The sequence below is a fragment of the Proteus sp. TSJ240517 genome, assembly GCF_047921575.1.
Classification (GTDB): Bacteria; Pseudomonadota; Gammaproteobacteria; order Enterobacterales; family Enterobacteriaceae; genus Proteus.
On record NZ_JBLRMH010000001.1, the window covers coordinates 50,224 to 71,501 of the forward strand.

At 37.9% G+C, this 21,278-nt stretch carries 24 protein-coding genes and 1 other annotated feature; of the genes, 14 read left to right on the plus strand and 10 right to left on the minus strand.

All coding sequences use genetic code 11. From position 1 onward, the window contains the following. Positions 1-44 precede the first annotated feature (44 nt). Together ACNARN_RS00265 and hxpB are read right to left on the minus strand one after the other, a co-directional pair. On the minus strand, positions 45-611 hold the full coding sequence (locus ACNARN_RS00265; protein WP_198619647.1) for a metal-dependent hydrolase: 567 nt from the start codon (positions 609-611) through the stop codon (positions 45-47). Positions 612-920: 309 nt separating this feature from the next. Then, entirely contained in the window at positions 921-1,589 is a 669-nt protein-coding gene (hxpB, locus tag ACNARN_RS00270) for a hexitol phosphatase HxpB (RefSeq protein WP_198619646.1), read from the minus strand. Between the two features lie 204 nt (positions 1,590-1,793). Between hxpB and ACNARN_RS00275 the strand changes: the two genes are divergently transcribed. Further along, on the plus strand, positions 1,794-2,333 hold the full coding sequence (locus tag ACNARN_RS00275) for a YniB family protein (RefSeq protein ID WP_109372526.1): 540 nt from the start codon (positions 1,794-1,796) through the stop codon (positions 2,331-2,333). Between the two features lie 135 nt (positions 2,334-2,468). On the opposite strand, the gene ACNARN_RS00280 is transcribed toward ACNARN_RS00275, so the two are convergent. The 5 genes from ACNARN_RS00280 to ACNARN_RS00300 form a co-directional block, all read right to left on the minus strand. Further along, on the minus strand, positions 2,469-3,341 hold the full coding sequence (locus ACNARN_RS00280) for a fructosamine kinase family protein (RefSeq protein ID WP_198632334.1): 873 nt from the start codon (positions 3,339-3,341) through the stop codon (positions 2,469-2,471). 154 nt (positions 3,342-3,495) lie between these two features. Continuing rightward, entirely contained in the window at positions 3,496-4,353 is an 858-nt protein-coding gene (locus ACNARN_RS00285) for a metal ABC transporter permease (protein WP_416304000.1), read from the minus strand. Continuing rightward, on the minus strand, positions 4,350-5,261 hold the full coding sequence (locus ACNARN_RS00290) for a metal ABC transporter permease (protein WP_099073583.1): 912 nt from the start codon (positions 5,259-5,261) through the stop codon (positions 4,350-4,352). The genes ACNARN_RS00285 and ACNARN_RS00290 overlap by 4 nt, the downstream gene beginning before the upstream one ends. A gap of 2 nt (positions 5,262-5,263) precedes the next feature. Then, positions 5,264-6,151 (minus strand): manganese/iron ABC transporter ATP-binding protein, encoded by an 888-nt coding sequence (locus ACNARN_RS00295; protein WP_006537128.1) that lies wholly within the window; start codon positions 6,149-6,151, stop codon positions 5,264-5,266. Beyond that, positions 6,148-7,005 (minus strand): metal ABC transporter substrate-binding protein, encoded by an 858-nt coding sequence (locus ACNARN_RS00300; protein WP_232797469.1) that lies wholly within the window; start codon positions 7,003-7,005, stop codon positions 6,148-6,150. The genes ACNARN_RS00295 and ACNARN_RS00300 overlap by 4 nt, the downstream gene beginning before the upstream one ends. Positions 7,006-7,643: 638 nt before the next feature. On the opposite strand from ACNARN_RS00300, the gene ACNARN_RS00305 reads away from it, so the two are divergent. Then, positions 7,644-8,315, plus strand: a complete 672-nt coding sequence (locus ACNARN_RS00305; RefSeq protein ID WP_109372521.1) for a transglycosylase SLT domain-containing protein — start codon at positions 7,644-7,646, stop codon at positions 8,313-8,315. Here the strand turns inward: ACNARN_RS00305 and ACNARN_RS00310 are convergent. Continuing rightward, the gene (locus ACNARN_RS00310; RefSeq protein ID WP_099075216.1) at positions 8,312-9,025 is read right to left on the minus strand and encodes a MarC family NAAT transporter; all 714 of its coding nucleotides are present in this window, start codon (positions 9,023-9,025) and stop codon (positions 8,312-8,314) included. The two genes, ACNARN_RS00305 and ACNARN_RS00310, sit on opposite strands and share 4 nt — an antisense overlap. A gap of 99 nt (positions 9,026-9,124) precedes the next feature. After that, positions 9,125-9,718, minus strand: coding sequence for a GNAT family N-acetyltransferase (locus ACNARN_RS00315; protein ID WP_198619692.1), 594 nt, complete (start codon positions 9,716-9,718; stop codon positions 9,125-9,127). Positions 9,719-9,981: 263 nt separating this feature from the next. Here ACNARN_RS00315 and ACNARN_RS00320 point away from each other — a divergent pair, with 263 nt between their 5' ends. Both ACNARN_RS00320 and ACNARN_RS00325 read left to right on the plus strand, forming a co-directional pair. Beyond that, the gene (locus tag ACNARN_RS00320; protein ID WP_088495790.1) at positions 9,982-10,320 is read left to right on the plus strand and encodes a tRNA-binding protein; all 339 of its coding nucleotides are present in this window, start codon (positions 9,982-9,984) and stop codon (positions 10,318-10,320) included. A 99-nt stretch (positions 10,321-10,419) separates the two neighbouring features. Next, complete coding sequence (locus ACNARN_RS00325) at positions 10,420-11,109, plus strand: AraC family transcriptional regulator (protein WP_109372519.1); 690 nt, start codon at positions 10,420-10,422, stop codon at positions 11,107-11,109. 4 nt (positions 11,110-11,113) lie between these two features. On the opposite strand, the gene ACNARN_RS00330 is transcribed toward ACNARN_RS00325, so the two are convergent. Next, positions 11,114-11,554 (minus strand): PACE efflux transporter, encoded by a 441-nt coding sequence (locus ACNARN_RS00330; protein ID WP_198619637.1) that lies wholly within the window; start codon positions 11,552-11,554, stop codon positions 11,114-11,116. Positions 11,555-11,934: 380 nt separating this feature from the next. Here ACNARN_RS00330 and thrS point away from each other — a divergent pair, with 380 nt between their 5' ends. The 10 genes from thrS to ACNARN_RS00380 all read left to right on the plus strand — a co-directional run bounded on the left by thrS (position 11,935) and on the right by ACNARN_RS00380 (position 21,256). Next, positions 11,935-13,863, plus strand: coding sequence for a threonine--tRNA ligase (thrS, locus tag ACNARN_RS00335; protein ID WP_023582384.1), 1,929 nt, complete (start codon positions 11,935-11,937; stop codon positions 13,861-13,863). Positions 13,864-13,866: 3 nt separating this feature from the next. Next, positions 13,867-14,406 carry a translation initiation factor IF-3 gene (infC, locus tag ACNARN_RS00340; RefSeq protein WP_036937410.1) on the plus strand — a complete coding sequence of 180 codons (540 nt, stop codon included), beginning with the start codon at positions 13,867-13,869 and terminating at the stop codon, positions 14,404-14,406. A gap of 94 nt (positions 14,407-14,500) precedes the next feature. Beyond that, positions 14,501-14,698: a 50S ribosomal protein L35 gene (gene rpmI, locus ACNARN_RS00345; RefSeq protein WP_004263702.1), complete on the plus strand. Its 198-nt coding sequence runs from the start codon at positions 14,501-14,503 to the stop codon at positions 14,696-14,698. A 42-nt stretch (positions 14,699-14,740) separates the two neighbouring features. Continuing rightward, positions 14,741-15,097, plus strand: coding sequence for a 50S ribosomal protein L20 (gene rplT, locus ACNARN_RS00350; protein WP_006537111.1), 357 nt, complete (start codon positions 14,741-14,743; stop codon positions 15,095-15,097). Between the two features lie 107 nt (positions 15,098-15,204). Further along, positions 15,205-15,328: a sequence feature (Phe leader region), on the plus strand. Next, positions 15,206-15,253: a pheST operon leader peptide PheM gene (gene pheM, locus ACNARN_RS00355; protein ID WP_120655563.1), complete on the plus strand. Its 48-nt coding sequence runs from the start codon at positions 15,206-15,208 to the stop codon at positions 15,251-15,253. Its footprint overlaps the feature before it by 48 nt. A 99-nt stretch (positions 15,329-15,427) precedes the next feature. Next, the gene (pheS, locus tag ACNARN_RS00360) at positions 15,428-16,411 is read left to right on the plus strand and encodes a phenylalanine--tRNA ligase subunit alpha (protein ID WP_023582383.1); all 984 of its coding nucleotides are present in this window, start codon (positions 15,428-15,430) and stop codon (positions 16,409-16,411) included. A 14-nt stretch (positions 16,412-16,425) separates the two neighbouring features. Next, positions 16,426-18,813, plus strand: coding sequence for a phenylalanine--tRNA ligase subunit beta (gene pheT / locus ACNARN_RS00365; RefSeq protein ID WP_416304001.1), 2,388 nt, complete (start codon positions 16,426-16,428; stop codon positions 18,811-18,813). 4 nt (positions 18,814-18,817) lie between these two features. Beyond that, a complete protein-coding gene (gene ihfA, locus ACNARN_RS00370; RefSeq protein ID WP_023582381.1) occupies positions 18,818-19,114 on the plus strand; it encodes an integration host factor subunit alpha in 297 nt (98 codons plus the stop codon). A gap of 380 nt (positions 19,115-19,494) precedes the next feature. Next, positions 19,495-20,505, plus strand: a complete 1,011-nt coding sequence (btuC, locus tag ACNARN_RS00375; protein WP_416304002.1) for a vitamin B12 ABC transporter permease BtuC — start codon at positions 19,495-19,497, stop codon at positions 20,503-20,505. A 1-nt stretch (position 20,506) separates the two neighbouring features. Further along, positions 20,507-21,256, plus strand: coding sequence for an ATP-binding cassette domain-containing protein (locus ACNARN_RS00380; protein WP_198619634.1), 750 nt, complete (start codon positions 20,507-20,509; stop codon positions 21,254-21,256). The last annotated feature ends 22 nt before the right edge of the window (positions 21,257-21,278 follow it).

The following is a 21,278-nucleotide window of genomic DNA, read 5'->3' on the forward strand; positions in this document are numbered from 1 at the left end:
AATTTATAAATAAATAGAAAAATGTAGGGTTTTGTCAGGGGGTGTTAAAAATTAGTGCGCTTATCGTGGTACATCTGTAACCAGTTGTTGACTTGCGAAGGCAGTGTAACAGTAAGGTGTGGAGGTAAAAAAAGTGCGCCAACAAGGATCAAAACAGAGATAAATCTCTCGCCTTTTTTATTATTCTTTTTACCTAAAATAGGTAATGCAAAACGTATTTTCAAAGGCCACAAGAAAGGAACGCCAGCGGGAGTTAACATATCTGCAATGAGATGACTAAGATAACCCAATAAAAGGGCATGGAAGATATCGGCAGAAATATCCCAACGTGGTGAAACTTGGGTTTCCCACAAAATAGCTAAACCACAAAACGCAAGTAAACTATGCGTAAAACCTCGATGACCACAGAGCTTTGATAGCGGCAGAGAAATAATACGGAATAATCGTCCGAGAATAGAGCCAGGGTGATCTAAATCAGGTAGAAGTGAGCCTAATAAGACAGCAGGGATCATGTGAAACCAATCACCATCAGCAAGAGCTGGCGTTATTTCAAGCTTCTGTGCTAACACAAGTGTTGCCACAGAAAAAAGTAGATGTCCTTCTGCTGTCATTCCATATCTGTTCGTTTGCTGTTCATTTATACAGTAATGAAGTATAAAAGGTTTTGACGATAACTAACAGACAAAAAAGATAAAAATTGTCTTAAATATTAAGGAATAACGGGGATATTTTATTTGATTGATTTAAAAATGATCGAATTTAGGATAAGAAACTAAAAAGTGAGATAACAGCGAATGGCAGTAAGCAAAATATATAAAAGGAATACTTAAAAGTAGAAAATGGCTCGCGAGGCGATAAACATTAAAAATAGAACAAAAAGGATATCTGACAAGGCAAGATATCCTTTTTATTTATGGAAATTAGCCTAATAAATGCAGTTGTGTTAGCTCATTGAGTGATGCAATTTTTACATCAGCTAAGCCCCATTGTTTATCATTAAATTGTTCTGTTGCTGGTACAACGATAGAGCGCATTCTTGCGCCTTTACAAGCAATCATACCATTGCGAGAATCTTCTAATGAGACACAGTGGATAGGATCAAGATTAAGTGCTTTAGCTGCGTTTAGATAAACCTCAGGGTGTGGTTTGCTGTGTGGTAATTCATCAGCAGACACGACGGCTGAGAAGTAATGACGAATATTAAACAACTCAAGTACACGCTCAAGCATAAAATCAGGAGATGCTGAAGCAAGTGCAATTTTTAACCCCGATGATTTGCAAAGCTCTAAGGCATGTTCAACACCCGGTAATAGTGGCTTTGTTTCTTCAACCAATTTGACAACACGAGAAACCATTTTTTGTTTTGCTTCTTGTTTTGAAACGTCTTGCCAAGGTGATGCTCTATACCATAAATCAATGACTTCATTTATTCTTAACCCAACCATATCGGGCATTGCCGATGCAAGGGATAAATCGACGCCTAATTCAGCAAAGACCTCATGTTCTGCTTGCTGCCAAAATGGTTCAGAGTCGATTAATAAACCATCCATATCAAATATTGCAGCTTCAATAGGGAATTTAAAAGACATGTTACTCTCCATAAATAAGGTCTATGTTGTCGAGTGGCGATTGTAGCAAGAGTTACAAGGAAAATCTTTTTAATCAGTTTCTTATTTATTTTGTAAAATAAATAGAGAGAATAGCTACTATTAATTTATTGTCGTATTAGCCGTTAATTAGACTACGATAAACAAAACAGATAAATATTGACGAATTCTACTAGTGAGGATGTGATGAGTTATCAATATGCAGGATTGTATGCCATTTTAAAGCGTGTACTTGGCTGGCTTATTTTTATTCCTGCCTTTATTTCGACAGCCGTATCATTGACAGGGTTGGCTGCAATACAACGCCCAAGTGGTGATGGTGTAAATGCCGTAATTAATGACTTTTTTCGTGTATTAGCGGAAATGGTGCAATTTAACACACCTTTTTTAGGTTTTTTCTGGAGAAATTCACCTATCCCTAATACTCAAATGGGATTTAGCCAAGAAAATATCACTTTTTTTGTCATTTTTCTTTTTATGTTTATTGGTTTAGCATTCAGCGCATCAGGATTACGAATTTATCGCCAAGTGAAATATTTGAAAGAAAATATACAAGATCAGCTTATTATCGAACGTGCAATGAAAAGTGGTGTGACGGCTGAGGAGTTGCAACAAAATATCAAATTACCGCGACATACTATCTTTACTCAAATTATGGTGCTTTATCTGTCACCTTTAGTTGTTATTGCAATAGGTTATTTCTTGATGAAATTTTTAGGATGGTAATACTGCTTTAAAGTGAACGAGGACGGTTCATTGATATTAACTGAAGGGAAAAATAAACCTCGCACAACTGAATCTGGCGAGGTTATATTTTTTAGTTTACGTATCTTATCTCAGAGCTATTTCACTCTTTTCCTATTAAGGTGTTGCTAATAGGTCATCAATTATTTTTCTGACTTCTAAATAATTTTCTTCGCCCCCAAATAAATTACAACGGTTGAGGAAGAAATAGAGTTGGTAAATAGGCTGACGTGATAAAAACTTATCTGATAATGGCCAAACGCTTTGATAACCATCGAAAATATTCGCAGGCACTGCTGTGCAAAGTGGTAACATCGCGATATCACACTCTCGATCACCCCAATAACAAGCAGGATCGAATACTGTACCTTCTGATTGACCAATCGCAGCACAGTTTTTAGGCCATAAGTTGCCGTGAAGCAGAGAGGGTTGTGGATTATGATCAGCAAGGCGATGATTGATGATTTGAATTATCTCGTCGATATCCCCAAAAATCATGCCTTTCTCGGAAGCTAGTTGTAGCTGAAAACCAATACGTTTTTCAGAATAAAAGTGATTCCAGCGTTTTTCCCAGCTATTGAGTTGAGGTGTTGTATCGATTTGGGTGTCGAAATCAAAGCCATAGCTAGGTTGCTCTTCCCACTGATGTAGTCTTGCTAGTTGTTGTCCAAAACAGTAGGCGCTATGAGGTGTAAATGGTTGAACAGGCAAAAATTCAAGGAGTAGAAAACTGGCATCTTTACTATTACCGATACCAAGAACCCGAGGTGTTCGAATGGTTTGACTTTTTGCCAACATTTCGAGTTGTTCTGCTTCATTTTTAAAATTAGGCAGAAATTCACGCAAATTAGATTTCACAAAAACTGGCGTTTCACCATAATAAATTTTCCATGTATGATGAATATCGCCACTAGAAAGGTGGATTTTTTCGTTTATCTTTGCTGAAAATCCTAAGTTTGATTCCAGTAAACGACCTATATTCTGCCACATACTTACACCTCGCAAAGTTGTTTACTTAGTAGACCCAAATAAAATAATAACGAGCGATGTTTATACTATGACAATAACACTTTAATTAAACCAATAAAGTATAAAGCTAAAAAACGGGATTATTATCCCGTTTTTGCTAAGATAAAGAATATTATCAGGCGTTAGCGGGTTTTGTTTGTCGCTTTATTTTTGCCAATTTTATCTGATTACAGAGTAACGCAATAATAAAGAATACAGCTTGTGTTAGCACAATACATGGGCCTGTTGCTCCATCAATATGGAAACTAATAAATGTTCCTATAACGCTAGATGCGACAGAAAATACAATTGCTAATATAATCATGCGTGAAAAACTGCGTGTTAATAAATACGCGGTGATCCCCGGTGAAATAAGCATGGCGACCACTAAAATAATCCCAACAGCCTGCATTGAAGCAACAATAGTTAATGCCAAAATAGACAACAATCCATAGTGCAATAATGTGACAGGTAAACCAATAATCCTTGCTTGGTTAGGATCAAAGCAATAAAGCATAAAATCTTTTTGCTTAACAAGCATAATAGTGATGGTGATTACACAGATAATACTAATTTGAGTTAATACATCAGGTGTAATGCCTAAAATATTACCAAATAAAATATGCATTAAATGTTGGTCTGTATCGACACTGGCAAAAATGACCAAACCCACTGCAAACATACCTGAGAACACAATTCCCATCACAGTATCTTCTTTAATGCGACTGTGATCTTTTAAATAACCCGTGGCAAAAGAGCAAAATAGACCTGAAAGAAAGGCGCCTACTGTTAACGGGATTGCGGTGACATAAGCAAGAACAACTCCGGGTAAAACAGCGTGAGAGATTGCATCTCCCATCAAAGACCAGCCTTTTAATACCATATAGCAAGATAAAATAGCACAGGCGATACCTATGATAATGGCTGCAATAATAGCGCGTTGCATAAACGGGTATTGAAAAGGCTCAATGAAAAACGCCAACAACTCATTCATAGTTTCACCTCTTCTGGTTTTGTTGATCCTTTATGCTGATGAGATTGTGTGATCAATTGTTGTGAACTCTGACGAGCACGACGGCGAGCGGCTAACATACCGTGTTTAGGGGCAAATAAGAAAGCCAACAAAAAGAGTGATGTTTGCATTGTGACAATCACACCACCTGTTGCACCATTAAAGAAGTAGCTAAGATAAGCACCTACTGCACTTGTGATTGTGCCGATACAGATAGCAATAATAGCAAGTCGTTTGAATTGGTCTGTGAGTAAATAAGCCGTTGCACCAGGAGTCACTACCATAGCAATGACAAGAATGGCGCCAACAGTTTGAAGAGCCGCAACAGTACATGCGCTCAAAAGAGTAAAAAAGATAATTTTTAATTTTAGTGGCGATAAACCGATTGATTTTGCATGAACTTCATCAAAAAAAACCACCAGCAAGTCTTTCCAAATACAAAATAAAACTAAGAAAGAGACACCTGTAATAATCACAACTTGCCATACATCTTCATCAGCAATACCTAAAATATTTCCGAGAATGATGGTCTGAACGTTGACGGCTGTCGGTTTAAGCGAAACCAGCAACAGACCAAAGGCAAAAAAAGTGGAGAAAATAAAACCAATAACGGCATCTTCACGAAGGCGTGTGATATGACGAATAAATGTCATTGATAATGCGGCAAGCAAACCCGTAAAAAAAGCACCAACTGCATAAGGCAAACCTAATATATAAGCCCCTGCAACACCGGGAACAACTGAGTGGGAAAGGGCATCCCCCATTAACGACCAACCTTTCAAAATAAGATAGGATGAAAGAAAAGCGCAGACAGCACCGACTAAGGCACTCACCCAAATCGCTTTCACCATATAGTTATATTCAAAAGGCTGTAGGAGTAAATCTAGCATGGCTAATCTCCTTGTTTGCGCTGGCTTTGGTGCGCTGGAGTGTGTTCTTCTTGATGACCATAAAAGACAGCAGCACGTTCATCATCGGTAATGACAGTGAGTGAACGAGGATCGTCATCATCATGAAGATCAGAACCCGATAGGCTAATGTGACGTAACACACCACCAAATGCGTGCTCTAAGTTTTTCTGTGTAAATGTCGTTTCAGTTGGACCACTGTCTAACACTGTTCTATTGATTAAAATAACGTGGTCACAAAATTCAGGTACACTTCCCAAGTTATGAGTTGAAACTAAAACTAAGTGTCCTTCTTCGCGCAAATTGCGTAGCAGCTCGATAATGGCATTTTCTGTTTTAACATCGACACCAGTAAAAGGTTCATCGAGTAATAAAACAGTACCTTCTTGAGCCATTGCTCGAGCTAAGAAAACACGTTTTTTTTGACCGCCAGAAAGTTCACCAATTTGGCGATGCCCTAAGCCTGACAAGCCAACGCGCTCTAATGATGCTTCAACAACTTCATGGTCACGTTTTGAAGGAATACGAAAAAATCCCATTTTTCCATAACGCCCCATCATTACAACATCAGAAACGAGGACGGGAAAATTCCAGTCAACTTCTTCTGTTTGTGGAACATAGGCGATCATATTTTGTTTTAACGCCTGCTGGATTGGGCTACCGTTTAACGTCACTTTTCCTTTAGAGGGCTTTACCAGCCCCATAATGGTTTTAAATAGTGTGGATTTACCACTGCCATTGATACCCACTAGGGCACAAATAGTGCCACCAGTGATAGAGAAACTTGCATCGAAAATAGCCGTATGACCGTTGTTGTAAGTCACTGTGGCATTATCAACAGTCAACGTAGGATTAGCTTTTATATTGCTCATTGCCCAAATCCTTTCGCAATTGTATCTACTGTAATAGTAATCAAATCAATATAAGTAGGAACTTCGCCACCTTCAGCGGAAAGTGAGTCAACATAAAGAACACCACCGTATTTTGCGCCAGTTTCTTTACTTACTTGTTTAGCTGGCTTATCTGAAATTGTACTTTCACTAAAGACAACAGGGATCTTGTGTTCTCTAACGGTATCAATCACATATTTAACCTGTTGTGGTGTGCCTTGTTCTTCTGCATTGATGGGCCATAAATAAACTTCTTTAAAGCCATAGTCATTAGTTAAATAGCTGAATGCACCTTCACTGGTCACTAACCAACGCGCTTCTTGTGGAATACGGGATAGTCTTTCTCTTAATGGTGCGTCAAGCTGTTTAATTTTTTCTGCGTAGCGTGCCGCATTTTGATTATAAATAGCCGCATTATCGGGATCGTGTTCAACAAGTGCCTTGCGAATATTTTCAATATAAATTAATGCATTATTCGGTGACATCCACGCATGTGGGTTAGGATTGTTTTTGTAAGCACCTTCACTAATTGCCATTGGTGTGATGCCTTCAGTGACAACAACAGCAGGTACGTTACGTAACTCATTAAAAAAGCGTTCAAACCAACGTTCAAGGTTTAAGCCATTCCATAAGATAAGATCAGCCTTTTGAGCTTTTACAATATCTTTAGGAGTAGGTTGGTAATCGTGAATTTCAGCACCAGGTTTTGTGATTGATTCGACAATAGCTGCATCTCCAGCTACATTTTGAGCGATATCTTGAATGATAGTAAATGTGGTGACGACTTTTAGTTTATCTTTTGCTTGTGTAGGTGCTGTTAAAAATACGGATGCCATAAGGCATAAAGCCGTAAGTGAAAGTTTGTTTACAGAGCGAAATATATCCATATTATTATTGCCTTATAGTTGCAGAGTTATTTTCTCAATTGATAATGATTATCAATATCATCTCAAAAAAGTCAAGTTATCTCTGTGTAAAAAGCTTCATTTGATAACGACCAGAAATAAGATAACAACATGTATTCCAATAAATGTTAAGTAGATTGTCGAGTTTTGTCACAAAAATTAACAATAGTTCGTAACTATTTGTGTAAAAGGTTATTTTTATTACGTATAAAAATACACTTTCCCTTATTAATCCAATGTGGATTATGTCTCTACCGTTTTTATCGCTACCTTTCAATATCGCTTTTACATTGCATTTAACGCACGTTATTTATTAAAAAATAAGCAATAACACAATATAAACCTGCTATGGCTAGATTCTATTCTGATTAATATATTTGGGCGGTAATATTGTGAATAGGATAGATTTGAGATAAAACGCACACACTAGAAGTCGTAATAGATTGATTTATTTCTCATGTTTTGCCATATTTTAGCATGCATTTTTGAATGAAAATAGAATAATATATCTATAAATTATTGATATATAAATATGTCTTCGTACAACCCTTTATGCAAAAGGATAAAACGTGAAAGTAAACATCATCTTTTCTTTGGCAATTTTGCTTCTTGCTGGTTGTGCTGATCATGCTCGTCAACCTGTTCAAAAAGAAACATCACGATTCTTAAGCCAAAAACCAGTAGAGAACCGCGTTAATAATGCTTCAATTTCAACGGCACAATGGAAATCAACACCTTTTGATAACCATATACAGCAAGCATCAAGCCGTTACGATGTTGATGAAACATTAATTAAGGCGATTATCCAAGTTGAATCAAACTTTAGACCTGAAGTTATTAGCAAATCAAATGCAGTTGGGTTAATGCAAATTAAAGCATCAACTGCGGGAAGAGATGTTTACCAAAATAGAGGTAAGGCAGGGCAACCAACAACGGCTCAACTAAAAGATCCCGCCATTAATATCGATTTGGGTACAGCTTATATTCAATTATTAAGAGAGCGCCACCTTGTTGGTATTGCCGATCCTGAAACTCTTTATTACGCCACTATCCTTGCTTATGTAAATGGCGCAGGCGCTTTATTAAGAACATTTGATAAAGATAGAGATAATGCCATCGCTAAAATTAATTCAATGAGTGCGGATGATTTTTATCGTTATGTCGAAAAAAATCATCCAGCTTCTCAAGCGCCGCGTTATTTAGCAAAAGTGAGAGCGGCTTACCATGCAGGTGATAATTAATCTGGCAAATTAGCAGCGGCTTGAGCCTGTTTTAATAAAGCAGGCAAATCAGCAATAATTTCAAGAACGCCATTGATCATAAACTGAACGCCCATACAGATTAATAAAAATCCCATTACGCGAGAAATAGCGTCAATACCGCTGTGGCCTAAATACTTCATAATGCTGGTGGAGCCACGAAGTGATACCCAAACAATAACGCTAATTAAAAAGAAGCTTGTCACAGGGGCGATATACAATACCCATTGTGCAATATCAGTACGTGAGGGAATTGAAGCCGCCGTACTGATTATCATTGCAATTGTTCCGGGACCCGCTGTACTTGGCATTGCTAAAGGAACAAAGGCAATATTAGGTTCTTTGGGATTACGATGTGGATTGTTATCGTCTGAAATAGGATCATCGACATTAGGTGTATTTGGAAACAGCATACTAAAGCCAATAAAGGCAACTATCATTCCGCCTGCAATACGAAGACCGGGGATCGAAATACCAAAGGTTGTCATTATGATCCGTCCCGCATAGAACGCGATGGTCATAATAAGGAAAATATACACACATGCCATTAAGGATTGTTGATTACGTTGTTCCTTTGTCATATTGCCTGAAAGGCCAAGCCAAAGAGCAACAGTCGTTAATGGATTAGTTAAAGGCAAAAGCAAAATAAGACCAAGACCGATAGCCTGAAAAAACTGGTAAACAGAGTGCATGGAATATAAAAGCTCCCAATAACAGGTAATTAAGGAGTAATTATGATAACAAATTAAACGAGATAAAAGTTATTTTCCTCGTAATATTCTTAATGTTTATTAGTATTTTTTCATAAGCCATTCTAAATGCATTTTTACCGATCCCCAGTCATAATCAGTAATGCTATAAACGCAAGTATCTCTTTTTTGTCCCGTCGTCGTTAATCTATGATTACGTAAAATACCATCCAGTTTTGCACCAAGTCGTTCAATCGCTCTACGGCTAGTTTGATTTAATATATGAGTACGAAATTCAACAGCAATGCATTGCAAGTCTTCTAAGGCATATTTAAGTAAGAGATATTTAGCTTCAGTGTTTATTCCTGTTCTTTGTACTTCTTTGGTATACCACGTTGAACCAATTTCTAATCTTGGAGTTTGGCTATCAATATTCATAAAGGTTGTTATGCCAACCACACGGCTATTAGCTTTAGAAATAATGGTAAAAGGCAACATTAATCCTTTTTGTTGTAACTGAAGTTTATGCTCAATATCGCGTTGTAATTCTGTTACTGAAGGAACGGTGGTATACCAAAGCTCATCGGGTCTATCTTTTTCAATTAGTTCATAGAGTTCTGAGTAGTGTTCCATACTTAGGGGCACTAAACGCACAAGTTTTCCTTCTAATGTTGTCCACTCTGTTATTTTTTTCATCATAAATATTCTCTGGGGGGAATAAAAACACATTTCTTAAGAATACTTTTTATACATAACAAATTTATGAATTGATATGGTTATTTAAAAGGTTATTAAAAAGTAGATAAATTTCAGAATGATGAAAATAGAGAAAAAAGAGTGTGAGTGACTCTTTCGCAACAGAGAATGATTGTCTCACCACAGGTGAGCCAGCATCATGCGTGTTAATCTATAATTCAGTAATAGTGATATAACCATAAACACAATAGATTGGTAAAAAAATGACAGATTTAATTGAATGGGATGATTTTTTACGAGTAGAAATGAGAGTAGGAACGATTATTAGCGCAGAAATAAATAAAAAAGCGAATAAACCTGCTTATGTTATGGAAGTTGATTTGGGCGAATTAGGTATAAAGCGTTCAAGTGCTCAAATTACGGTAAACTATACACCTGAAGAGCTTGTGGGACGTCGTATTTTATGTGTATGTAATTTTCCAGTTAAACGCATTGCAGGTATAAAATCTGAAGTTTTAATTACAGGGGCACCTGATGAAACAGGAGCAATTGTATTGGCTGAGTTTAACTTACCTTTACCAAATGGCTCGCGTTTAGCCTAAAAAATAAGTATCTTGATAAGACACTCTTAAATAGTGATGTTCGGCTGAGTTTTGATATAGTAATTATTCAATAGCAGGATGGATATAAAGGAGTGTCTTTTGTTATTACCTCAATTGCATTTGCGATGTTATACACAAGAGACGGTATCTCATCAGCATGATAATTTATGGCAGATTATTTTCGGGCTTTCGGGTTCGATGGAAGTTAATTTCAATCGAGAAGATTTTCTGATTTCCAATCAAAACTGTTTGATTATCCCTCCAACTATTCATCATGCCTTTTCAGGCAATATAGATAATAAAAATCTTATTCTAGAACTCCCTGCAACGTCTCAATGGCAATTAAGTGAGAAAGGTGGACAATTTGTGTTATCACCAGCAGCCATTGGTTTATTAGAGTGGCTACATCAATATCCTCAACCTCCAGATCAATATTCAACGATCACACGTTTATTACTCGCTCAAATGAAAATACAAAAAGGTTGGCGCGATAGTTTGGATGCTTGGTTAGTGAATAAATTACATACACCATTAACCACATATGATATTGCTTGCGCTTTTAATACGTCAGTGAGTACGTTACAACGAAAAATGAAAGCAGAGGTGGGAGTATCTGTGATGCAATATGTCACTCAACAGCGACTTAGCAAAGCCGCTGAATTATTAAAATACACATCAGTAAATATTGAAAATATTGCTTTAGTTGTAGGATATGACTCGCATTCTGCATTTAGTCAGGCATTTCGCCAATACTTTAATAAAAGTCCTACTGAGTATCGACAAGATTAAGCCATTACACCACTTTATTTCCTGTTGAATAAACTCGAGGGCATAATTTATCGAAGGCAAGTGTAAATAAATAGGTATAGACAAAGAAGAACACTAATATCGTGATTTCCATACTAATTGCTTTGATAAAATCCACGTTATACCACCACATATAAAGTGGAATGGTAAAGAAGAACAGACCTAATTCAAAACTTATTGCATGAGTAAGCCGTACCATAACGGTACGCTTTTTGATTTTTAGTTTTGATTCAATTAATTCAAAGAAAGAATTAAAAATATAATTCCAAATCAAGGCAATAACAGAAACAGCGATTGCAACGGGTAGTGAATTATGTGATTGGCTTTGGCTTAATATCGCTAGTAAAACAGTGCTTAATAAAATCGCAAGAGTTTCAAAGGTAATAGCATAGACTAATTTACGAGAGCGGGGCTTTAGATAAAACACGTTACACACCTTATATATTAACAATGAAGATTCTGGTCCGCCCCAGAGAATGTTATTTTAAAAGCCACGGTTTCCGCTTGCTCGTTATGGTAGTCAAATTAAAGAAAAAATTCTATCTATCTCCCTGTATTAAAAAAAGAGATGTTAAAATTACCGATGAGATAAATGTATAAATCTTTATAGTCTGTGATAATATCCCCCCTGAGTTACGATAAGGCTCAGTAATGCTATGGATATTTATAAAATAAATATGTGTACATAACTGTGTACAAACCTCGCGAGGTAAAGTGAGAAATTGTCGTAACGTACTGAATATATATGAAATAAAAAGCTTACAAGTGATCTTGCGTATGGGTCACCACTGTAAATAAGGATTTTAAATGCCAATTATTACTCTTCCTGACGGAAGCCAACGTCAATTTGAAAATGCAGTTTCTGTCATGGATGTCGCTGCAGATATCGGCCCTGGACTTGCGAAAGCATGTATTGCAGGCCGTGTTAATGGTGAGCTGGTAGATGCTTGTGAATTAATCGAACATGATGCAAATCTGGCGATTATCACCGCAAAAGATGATGAAGGTCTTGAAATTATTCGTCACTCTTGTGCCCACTTATTGGGACATGCAATTAAACAATTATGGCCACACACCAAAATGGCGATTGGTCCTGTTATTGAAAATGGATTCTACTACGATGTCGATTTAGACCATTCGCTAACACAGGAAGATTTAGACACTCTAGAAAAACGCATGCTAGAGTTGGCGAAAACAGATTATGACGTTATTAAAAAACGCGTAAGCTGGGCTGAAGCTCGTGAAACATTTGTTTCTCGTGGTGAAGACTATAAAGTTGCTATTCTTGACGAAAATATTAGCCAAGATTCTCAACCAGGTCTTTATCATCACCAAGAATATGTTGATATGTGCCGTGGACCACACGTTCCAAACATGCGTTTCTGTCATAACTTCAAATTACAGAAAATCGCAGGTGCATATTGGCGCGGTAACAGCGATAATAAAATGCTACAACGCATTTATGGTACAGCTTGGGCTGATAAGAAACAGTTAAAAGCTTACTTAGATCGCTTAGAAGAAGCGGCCAAACGTGACCACCGCAAAATTGGTAAACAGCTTGATTTATATCATATGCAAGAAGAAGCGCCGGGTATGGCTTTCTGGCATAATGATGGCTGGACTATTTTCCGTGAGTTAGAAACATTTGTACGTTGTAAATTAAAAGAATATGATTACCAAGAAGTAAAAGGCCCATTTATGATGGATCGTGTTCTTTGGGAAAAAACAGGTCACTGGGAAAACTACAAAGAAAACATGTTCACAACATCTTCAGAGAACCGTGAATATTGTATCAAACCAATGAACTGCCCAGGTCACGTACAAATATTCAAACAAGGTTTACGTTCTTACCGTGATTTGCCATTACGTATGGCTGAATTCGGTAGTTGCCATCGTAATGAACCATCAGGTGCATTGCATGGTTTAATGCGTGTTCGTGGCTTTACACAAGACGATGCGCATATCTTCTGTACTGAAGAACAGATTTTAAGTGAAGTAAATGACTGCATCAAATTGATTTATGATGTATATTCTACTTTTGGATTTGAAAAAATCGTTGTTAAGCTGTCTACTCGCCCAGAAAAACGTATCGGTGAAGATGCATTATGGGATGTTGCTGAAGCAGACTTAGCAAAAGCCTTAACTGATAACAATATTGAATTTGAATATCAGCCAGGCGAAGGGGCGTTTTATGGCCCTAAAATAGAATTTACACTTTACGATTGTTTAGATCGTGCATGGCAGTGTGGTACAGTTCAATTAGACTTCTCACTACCAGGTCGTTTAGGCGCATCTTATGTTGCCGAAAACAACGAGCGTAAAGTACCTGTTATGTTACACCGAGCAGTGCTGGGATCCTTAGAACGTTTTATTGGTATTCTGACAGAAGAATACGCAGGATTCTTCCCAACTTGGTTAGCACCACAGCAGGTTGTCGTGATGAATATCACGGATGGACAGGCTGATTATGTACAAAAACTCGTCAAAGAATTGCAAGATGCCGGAATTCGTGCAAAAGCAGACTTGAGAAATGAGAAGATTGGCTTTAAAATTCGTGAACATACTTTACGTCGTGTTCCGTACATGCTTGTCTGTGGAGATAAAGAAGTTGAATCAGGCAAAGTGGCGGTTCGTACTCGTCGAGGAAAAGACCTTGGCAGTATCGACGTTAACGAATTTAAAGAAAAGCTTCTGCAAGAAATTAGAAGCAGAAGTCTTCATCAGTTGGAGGAATAAGGTATTAAAGGCGGAAAAAGAATTCAATCAACGCGTCAGAATCGCATCAATGGTGAGATTCGCGCTCATGAAGTTCGTTTAACAGGTTTAGATGGCGAACAGATTGGAGTTGTTAGTCTGAAAGAGGCTCTTGAGAAAGCCGAGGAAGCAGGTGCTGATTTAGTTGAAATTAGTCCTAATGCCGAGCCGCCGGTTTGTCGTATTATGGACTACGGCAAATTCCTCTATGAGAAAAGTAAGACTCTCAAAGAACAGAAAAAGAAACAAAAAGTTATTCAGGTTAAGGAAGTTAAATTCCGTCCTGGTACAGATGAAGGCGACTATCAGGTCAAACTACGCAACCTGATTCGTTTTCTTGAAGATGGCGATAAAGCCAAAGTCACACTGCGTTTCCGTGGTCGTGAAATGGCACACCAACAAATCGGTATGGAAATGCTTAACCGTATCCGTGAAGATTTGGATGAACTGGCTGCTGTTGAATCTTTCCCTAATAAGATTGAAGGGCGTCAGATGATCATGGTGTTAGCGCCGAAGAAGAAATAGTCGGGCAATTCAAGTAATAGCGTCAGCCTTTAAAGGCTGATTGCTATTCGCCTTATTATTTTATGTTATTAACAATGCGAAGTGGATTATAGAAATGCCAAAGATTAAAACAGTACGCGGCGCAGCTAAGCGCTTTAAAAAAACTGCTGGTGGTGGCTTCAAGCGCAAGCATGCTAACCTCCGTCACATTCTGACTAAAAAGTCAACTAAGCGTAAACGTCATTTACGTCCAAAAGGCATGGTCTCTAAAGGAGATTTAGGTCTGGTCGTAGCTTGCTTACCATACGCATAAGTATCACTTTTTTAACAGAATATAGACATTTAGGAGTTTAATATGGCTCGTGCTAAACGTGGTGTTATCGCCCGTGCTCGTCACAAGAAAATTTTAAAGCAAGCTAAAGGTTATTACGGTGCACGTTCTCGTGTATATCGTGTAGCTTTCCAGGCTGTTATCAAAGCTGGTCAATATGCGTACCGTGACCGTCGTCAGAAAAAACGTCAGTTCCGTCAGCTGTGGATCGCGCGTATCAACGCAGCAGCTCGTCAGAACGGTATGTCTTATAGCCGTTTCATCAATGGTCTGAAAAAAGCATCCATTGAAATCGACCGTAAGATTCTGGCTGACATCGCTGTATTTGACAAAGTAGCATTCGCTGCTTTAGTTGAAAAAGCGAAAGGTGCTCTGGCTTAATTATTTATTAAGCAATGGAAGAGGGAGTTTTCTCCCTCTTTTATTTTGTCTAAATCTGTGGCTTAATGATATAAATTCAATAAGTTAATATTTTAAGAGACATTACCAATGTTAAATATCGCTTTTTTCCGTTTCTTTTTTTACTTTAGCGCCTAATTCAAGGGGGCTTTTGCGCGTAAGAAAAGAAACGAAAAGTAGCGCCTGAGCCTCCAATATGGAGGCTTTTTTGTTTTCAGATCCCAATACTGGGTTAGAAACCAAAAAGGCAATTTTATTCGTCATCATTGATAACAACTAATAGACCTCATCAGGTCAAAGGAAGAGGAAACGATGCCACATCTCGCTGAACTCGTTGCTCAAGCTAAAGCAGCTATCGAAGAGGCACAGGATGTTGCTGCGCTGGATTCGGTTCGTGTTGAATACTTGGGGAAAAAAGGTCATTTAACGCTTCAGATGTCCACGCTGCGCGACTTACCCGCGGAAGATCGTCCAGCTGCAGGGGCTGTCATTAATCAGGCTAAACAAGAGGTTCAGCAAGCGCTGAATACTCGTAAAGATTATCTTGAATCAGCATTATTAAACGAACGTTTATCTGCTGAGAAAATCGATGTATCTTTGCCTGGTCGCCGTATTGAAAACGGTGGTCTACACCCAGTAACTCGTACAATTGAACGTATTGAAACTTTCTTTGGCGAATTAGGGTTTTCTGTAGAATCTGGCCCTGAAATCGAAGATGATTATCATAACTTTGATGCGTTGAATATTCCTGCACATCACCCAGCAAGAGCCGACCACGATACTTTCTGGTTTGATGCGAAGCGTTTACTGCGTACACAAACATCGGGTGTACAAATTCGTACTATGCAAGATAAACAGCCACCTATTCGCATCATTGCACCAGGTCGCGTATATCGTAATGACTACGATCAGACTCACACACCAATGTTCCACCAAATTGAAGGCTTAATTGTTGATAAAGACATTAGCTTTACCAATTTAAAAGGAACACTACATGATTTCCTAAAAAACTTTTTTGAAGAAGATATGGAAATTCGTTTCCGTCCTTCTTATTTCCCATTCACTGAGCCTTCAGCAGAGGTCGATGTAATGGGTAAGAATGGTAAATGGTTAGAAGTGTTGGGTTGCGGTATGGTTCACCCAAATGTATTACGTAATGTAGGTATCGATCCTGAAGTTTATTCAGGTTTTGCGTTCGGTATGGGTATGGAACGTCTGACTATGTTACGTTACGGTGTCACCGATTTGCGTTCATTCTTCGAAAATGATCTTCGTTTCCTCAAACAGTTTAAATAAGGTGGGATTATCTCATGAAATTCAGTGAACTTTGGTTACGTGAGTGGGTAAACCCAGCGATTAGTAGCGAAGCGCTTTCTGAACAACTGACAATGGCTGGCCTTGAAGTTGACGGCGTTGAAGCTGTTGCCGGTGATTTTCACGGTGTGTTTGTAGGTGAAGTTGTTGAATGTGGACAACACCCTAATGCCGATAAATTGCGTGTAACGAAAGTTAACGTAGGCGGTGACAGATTACTCGATATCGTTTGTGGCGCACCTAATTGCCGCCAAGGCCTAAAAGTTGCAGTTGCAACTGTTGGCGCTGTATTACCAGGCGATTTCAAAATTAAAGCAGCAAAACTTCGTGGTGAACCCTCTGAAGGTATGCTGTGCTCATTTTCTGAATTAGCTATTTCAGAAAATCATGAAGGTATTATTGAATTACCTGCTGATGCACCTATTGGCATGGATATTCGTGAATACTTAAAATTAAATGATAATGCGATTGAAATTAGCATTACACCAAATCGTGCGGATTGCTTAGGTATTTTAGGTGTTGCTCGTGACATCGCTGTTATCAACAAAATGGAATGCCAAGTACCTGATATGTCGCCTGTTGCGGCAACTTCTTCAGCAACATTCCCTGTGCGTGTTGAAGCGCCAGAAGCGTGTCCACGTTATTTAGGTCGTGTTTTCACTAATATGAATGTGAAAGCAAAAACACCTTTATGGATGCAAGAAAAGTTACGTCGTGGAGGCATTCGCTCTATTGACCCAATTGTTGATATCACCAACTTAATCCTACTTGAAATGGGGCAACCGCTACATGCGTTCGATCTTGATCGCATTGAAGGTGCTGTTGTTGTTCGTATGGGTAAAGAAGGTGAAAAACTGACTTTACTTGATGGCAATGAAATTACATTAAAAGAAGATGTATTAGTTATTGCTGACGAAAAACAAGCATTAGGTATGGCTGGTATTTTCGGTGGTGAATCATCAGGTGTTAATGAAGAAACGAAAAATGTTTTCTTAGAGTGTGCATTCTTCTCTCCATTATCCATCACAGGCCGTGCACGTCGTTATGGCTTGCATACTGATGCCTCTCATCGTTTTGAGCGTGGTGTTGATTTTGAGCTGCAATACAACGCAATTGAGCGCGCAACTAAGTTACTGTTAGAAATTTGCGGTGGTGAAGTTGGTGAAGTGATTGATGTAACCAATAAAGCACATTTACCAAATATTGCACCAGTTAAATTAACACGTAAAAAATTAGACCGTTTATTAGGTCACGTAATTGATGATGCACAAGTTCTGGATTCATTAACTCGCTTAGGTTTCAACGTTTCTGTTGAAAATGATGGCTGGTTAGCAACAGTTCCTTCTTGGCGTTTTGATGTTCAAATCGAAGAAGATTTGATTGAAGAAGTTGCTCGTATTTATGGTTACAACAATATTCCAGATGTACCATTACGCGCTGATTTGGTGATGACTAATCATCGCGAAGCGAACTTGTCATTAAAACGCGTTAAAACAATGCTAGTAGACAACGGCTTCCAAGAAGCAATTACTTATAGTTTTGTTGATCCTAAGATCCAATCTTTACTACATCCAAATGAAGAAGCATTAATTCTGCCTAATCCAATTTCAGCGGATATGTCAGCAATGAGACTGTCTTTATTAACCGGATTATTGACTACGACTGTATATAATCAGAACCGTCAACAATCTAGAGTTAGGTTATTTGAAGCAGGTCTGCGTTTTGTTCCTGATAATCAAGCAGAATATGGAATACGTCAGGAACTTATGTTAGCTGGTGTGATCGCGGGCAACCGTAATGAAGAACATTGGGGTTTAGAGAAGCAAACTGTTGATTTCTTTGATTTGAAAGGTAATATTGAATCAATTCTGGAATTGACAGGCCAGCTAGATGAAATTACATTTAAACCAGCTAATCATTCAGCACTTCATCCGGGACAAAGTGCTGGGATTTATCTGAGAAATGAATATATTGGCTGTATTGGCGTTGTTCATCCAGAGCTTGAACGTAAACTTGACTTAAACGGTCGTACGGTAGTATTCGAAATACGTTGGAATGCAATTGCAAATCGCAGTTTACCACAAGCAAAAGCAATTTCTCGTTACCCTTCGAATCGTAGAGATATCGCTGTAGTTGTTCCGAATGATGTTGCTGCAGAGGATATTTTAGCCGAATGTAAGAAAGTTGGCGGAAATCAAATAGTTGGCATAAACTTATTTGACGTGTATTGTGGTAAGGGAGTAGCAGAGGGCTATAAAAGCCTCGCTATTAGCATAATCTTGCAGGATATCGAGCATACACTGGAAGAAGATGAGATTGCTGCAACAGTGAGTAACTGTGTAGCAGCATTGAAACAGCGATTCCAAGCATCCTTGAGGGACTAGACCTATGGCGCTTACAAAAGCTGAAATGGCAGAAAATCTGTTTGAAAAACTTGGTGTTAGCAAACGCGATGCAAAAGACCTTGTAGAATCCTTTTTTGAGGAAGTGCGTCGTTCTCTTGAAAATGGAGAACAGGTGAAGCTGTCTGGATTCGGAAACTTTGACCTGCGTGATAAAAATCAGCGCCCAGGTCGTAATCCGAAAACTGGGGAAGACATTCCTATTACAGCTCGCCGTGTTGTTACTTTCCGCCCAGGACAAAAGTTAAAAAGCCGGGTTGAGAGCGCAACACCAAAAGAATAAGATTTAAAAAACATCCAAAACGGCTTTCTTTGAAAGCCGTTTTTTTATCATAATTGTCTGTATTTAATTTTGATGATAAACGCATTAGGATGTTTATATTTATCGATATAGTCTGAATGGATATTTCTATTTGGATGGAAGGTTTTTATTTTTTCGTTATCTTTCTTTTTATTCTCATTTCTTATTTTGACTCTTTCTTTTCATCTCTTGCCTATATCAACACTGTGATAGTTAATTCCAATTTTTTCTCCATTATTAGAGACTGGCTTACATGTTCTAAATTTAGTTTTTCATCATTGAATACGAACATGTTATGTTGCTAAAAAATTATTTTATAAATAAAAACAGTAAGAGCCGTTGTTGCATGGATAGGGAATGAAATGAATAAAGAAATAAATCCTCTGATTAAATTTACTAAAAGACAACGCATTGACGACAGAAAAAAGCTGTTTCTAATGGCATTAGTATTATGTTTCTTGTTTGTTTTTTCCCTCTCTGTTGGTGAGATTACGTTATTTCCACATCAATGGTTAACAGATGAAGCCCATTTATTTGTTTGGCAGATCCGTTTACCAAGAATACTTGCAGTAGTGGCTGTTGGTGCCAGCCTAGCAATTGCAGGCGCTATTATGCAGGCACTATTCCAAAATCCACTCGCAGAGCCAGGATTACTAGGAGTAAGCAGTGGTGCGGGAGTGTGTGTTGTATTAATCATTGTTTTACAAATTGGTTTAAGTCCTTGGTTAATAAGTAGTGCGGCGATACTCGGTGCATTAGGGATCACTCTCTTATTAATGTTTTTTACTCGCATAAGAAAACTGTCTAATGCTCAGTTACTATTAATTGGTGTGGCATTAGGTGTTATGGCAAGCGCGATAATGACTTGGCTGGTTTATTTCAGTTCAGCTTTGGATTTAAGACAATTAATGTATTGGTTAATGGGGAGTTTTAGTGGCATTGATTGGCGTCATCAAATCTTATTTTGGACTCTTATCCCTATTGTCTTAATTCTTATTCTACAAGCTGATGTTCTTAATTATTTATCTTTGGGTTCATTCAGAGCAAAGCAATTAGGTATATCCGTTAATCAATGGCGAAATTGGTTTATTTTAGCCGTTGGGTTATTGATAGGGCTGAGCGTTGCTTTAGCGGGCGCTATAAGCTTTGTAGGGCTTGTTGTACCGCATTTATTAAGACTATGTGGAATAACCCATTATAAAACGTTATTACCCGCGTGCGCGCTTGCTGGTGGCGGATTATTATTGCTTGCTGATCTGCTATCTCGCTTGATTTTAAATGGTGCAGAAGTTCCGATAGGAGTGATTACAGCAACGCTTGGTGCACCTTTATTTATCTGGTTATTGGCAACAAAAGAGATGGGGCGTTTGTAATATGGCGTTACTTAAACTTGAGAATTTAAGTGTTAATAATCGACTTAACGCATTTACAGAACAAGTAAATTATGGCGAACGTGTTCACTTAATTGGCGCAAATGGCGCGGGAAAGAGCACACTTTTAATGGCAATCGCAGGAGAGCTTCCATTTAATGGTGAAATCATTCTAAACGAAACTTCAATAAGACATTATAAATATGATGATCTTTCTAGAATGCAGAGCATTGTTATACAACAATTGGAAGCTTTGTCATTTATGCCTGTTTTTCATTATCTCTCGCTATATCATAAATTGTCGAAAATGGATGTTCAGCAATTAAATATGCTGTTAAATGATTTTAAAATTGACAAATTATTGTCAAAAAACATTCATCATTTATCAGGAGGCGAATGGCAAAGGGTTAGAATTGTTGGTGCATTTATCCAATTATGGTCAAGTTATGATTTAAAAGGAAAATTAATATTACTTGATGAACCAACGAATAATTTAGATGTCGTACAGTTGGCAATTTTGGATAAATGGGTTGATAAATTTTGCCAACAAGGTGGTGCCGTTATTATGAGTACACATAATTTGAATCATTCTTATCAAAAAGCAGGCAGAGTTTGGCTCATAAAAAATGGATATTTGGTTAATTCTGGCGCATCTGCACTCTTATTGGACGAAAAATTATTATCAACTACATTTAATTCAAATATCAAGTGCATCAATGATGTTGATCATATTGATTGGCGGGTTTTGCAATAATATGACTATTGTTAAGCTTATC